This window comes from Prosthecobacter sp., from assembly GCF_044378005.1.
Lineage (GTDB): Bacteria > Verrucomicrobiota > Verrucomicrobiia > Verrucomicrobiales > Verrucomicrobiaceae > Prosthecobacter.
Genome location: NZ_JBILYB010000319.1, coordinates 1 through 2,817 on the forward strand (window position 1 = coordinate 1; position 2,817 = coordinate 2,817).

The 2,817-nt window shown below is 60.3% G+C and carries 1 protein-coding gene and 1 pseudogene; both read right to left on the minus strand.

Annotated features, from left to right (window positions below; all coding sequences use genetic code 11):
* Window positions 1-2,463, minus strand: a 2,463-nt coding sequence (locus AC6FTP_RS26720; RefSeq protein ID WP_497209945.1) for a DUF1588 domain-containing protein, incomplete at its 3' end; no start/stop codon positions are given.
* 100 nt (window positions 2,464-2,563) lie between these two features.
* Window positions 2,564-2,817: pseudogene (locus AC6FTP_RS26725) on the minus strand (DUF1552 domain-containing protein); the annotation flags it as partial.

The following is a 2,817-nucleotide window of genomic DNA, read 5'->3' on the forward strand; positions in this document are numbered from 1 at the left end:
GAGTGCGTAGCCTTTTGCTTTCCAGTCTGCTTGCAGACGGCGATGGGCGGGCTGGTCGGTGAAGCCGAGGGGGCGACCGAGGGCGTAGGTGAGGAGGCGATGGGCGAGGTTTTGCGCGAGGAGGTCGGGGTGCTTGGTGAGGTAGGCGCGGATGTCGGCGGGGCTGTTGACGGGTTGGCCGCGATACTCGCCAGTGGTGTCGATGGCGGCACCGTTCGGGTAGGCGCTGCGGAAGTGGCCGATGGGGTCGTAGGCTTCGAGGGCGAAGCCGAGCGGATCGATCTTGGCGTGGCAATCAGCGCAAGCCTGCACGCTGCGATGCTTCTCCAACTGCTGCCGGATGGTGGTGGCTCCGCGGATGTCGGGCTCGATGGGCGGCACATCCGGCGGCGGCGGGCTGGGTGGTGTGCCGAAGAGTTTCTCCAGCAGCCACACACCGCGCTTCACAGGCGAGGTCTCGACGCCGTTGGCGGTGATGGTAAGGATGCTGGCTTGGCCGAGCAGGCCGCGCCGTGGTGAATCGGCAGGCAGGCTGATGCGTTGCAAGTGGTCGCCGCTGACGTTGGGCAGTTCATAGAGCCGCGCGAGTCCGGCATTGAGATAGGTGAAGTCGGCATCGACGAGCGCGGTGACCGGCTTATTGGAGCGGATGAGTTCGGCGATGAAGCGCCAGGTTTCCTCCCGCATCGCGGGCTCCAATCGGTCGATGTGATAGGCAGGAAACGTTTCCTTGGAGGGCGGCATGGTCCCGAGCTTGTTCAAGCCGAGCCACTGCTCTGTGAAGAGGCGCAGGAAACGATCCCCACGTGGCGAATCGAGCAGGCGGTCGGTTTCGGTGATGATGGCTTTAGCATCAAGCGGACCTTTGGCTGCAAGCGAGCGCAGTTTGTCATCAGGCGGACCTGCTGTGAGGAAGTAGGAGAGGCGGGTGGCGAGTTGCATCGGCGTGATGGTCTTCGCGTCTGATTCCGGCTCGGTGAGAAACAAAAATTCGGAGGAACAAAGCAGCGCCTTAAACACAGGCCGCGCGGCATCGGCGTAGCGTGTCTTGCCATCGAGACGCTTTTGCACGGCGCTCGCATACGGGGCGATGTCTTCAACGTTCACGTCGCGACGAAAGAGTCGGCTGGCGATGCCTAGCAGTTCGGTTTGCAAGCGCTCGGGTTCGATTTGTTTCTCGTCGGGCGCGATGTGCGCGAATAGCAGCGAACGCGCAGGATGCACTTTGTCGTCGCGCATGGGGCCGGTGACTTGCCAGTAATGAACGCGGACCTCGGGGCCTTGGTAGAGGTGCTGGTAGAGCTTGTCGCGCTCGGCACGCAGGGCGATATTTTCCCACACGTGCTTGTCGATCTTCGGCACGCTGGGGTCGTATTTGTAGAGCTTGGTGGAGATGAAGTTTCCTCGCGTGCCCTTGGGTGGACCGTCGATCCAGGAGATATAAGGCACGGTGCCGCGATCCAGCCAAATGCGAGCGCGGACGGTGGTGTAGCGATCATCTGGTAGGGCGGTGGCGTGAATGATGTTCGGCGGAATGAGTCGCCAGCCATTGCCTTTCATGCCTTCGCCTTGTCGGCCGATGCCAAGTTGCATGGGTAGCGACTCGTCATAGTAGGACTTCAGGTCTTTGTAATACGGTGTCAGGCCTCCGAGCATGAGATCCTTGCCATAAGGATGATGACGGTTCGCGGCGATGGCTTCGACCTCGACTTCATACCAACCGGAATGCGGCACACCGGTATCGCCCAAGCGACTTAGGAAGAGCTTGCTATCGAAAATCAGTTCCTGATTTCGCAGGCCGTGGCTGAGATGAATGTAGGCGGGACCTTTCGCTTTCTCTGCACTGATGACACCCAGCCCGAAGGCATCGTTGAGGCCGCGCATTTTGTCCGCGCTATCCTTCCATTGCTTGGCTTCGGGTTTGCCGTTCACGTCGGCGAGATCGTAAGCGTGATCAATCACCGCATCGGCTGCCTTTAGATACTGCTCGAAATGATGCCGTGACGTGCGCAACGCGGAGCCGATGTTGTGAAAGCCTTCCAACTCCTCATCGCCGGGGAAGCTGGCGGTTGGATCGAAGTCGCCCGCAAACCCAAAGTGGTCCTGCACGGTGTGCAAATACTCCGCGCGACTGAGTCGCCGATGCACCACGCTGCCGCCACGGGTGCGGGCGGAGGTCTGCGCTTGCATGAGCTGCTCTTCGATCCACGCGAGCAAAGCCCGGCGCTCTTCGTCGGTCGGTTGCTTCTTCTTCGCAGGCGGCATCTCACCGAGCTGAATCTGGTGCAGCACCTCCTGCCAGCGCTCCGCGATGGCGATGTCTCTGCCTACCTTCAAAGGCAAATCATCGAGCCGACGATCACCTTTCTGCACATCACCGTCGTGACAGTCGAGGCAGTAGCGCGAGAGGAAGGCATCGGGTTTGAGTGGGGTCGTGTCCGCTGCCTTGAGAGAGATGCTCATGAGAGCGAAGACGGATAGGCAAAAGAATGGGGGCAGGAGAATCTGGGCCATTCTTCGGCCCCCATTCTCCTGCCTAAAATCTGGATGACTGCGCTTCATACTACACCAGCAATTGATTGAGGTTCCCGCTGCTCGATCCGAACTGGTCGCGCTCGATGCCCATTTGCTGGAGCAGCGTGACGAAGAGATTGCAGAGCGGCGTTTGTTGGCGGCCATTCTTTGGGAAAAAAAGATGATGGCCGTGCTTGAAGCCACCGCCAGCGAGCACCACGGGCAGGTTCGTGTTCGCGTGGGCGCTTGCATTGCCCATGCCACTGCCGAAGACCACGGTGGTGTTGTCCAGCAAGGAACTGC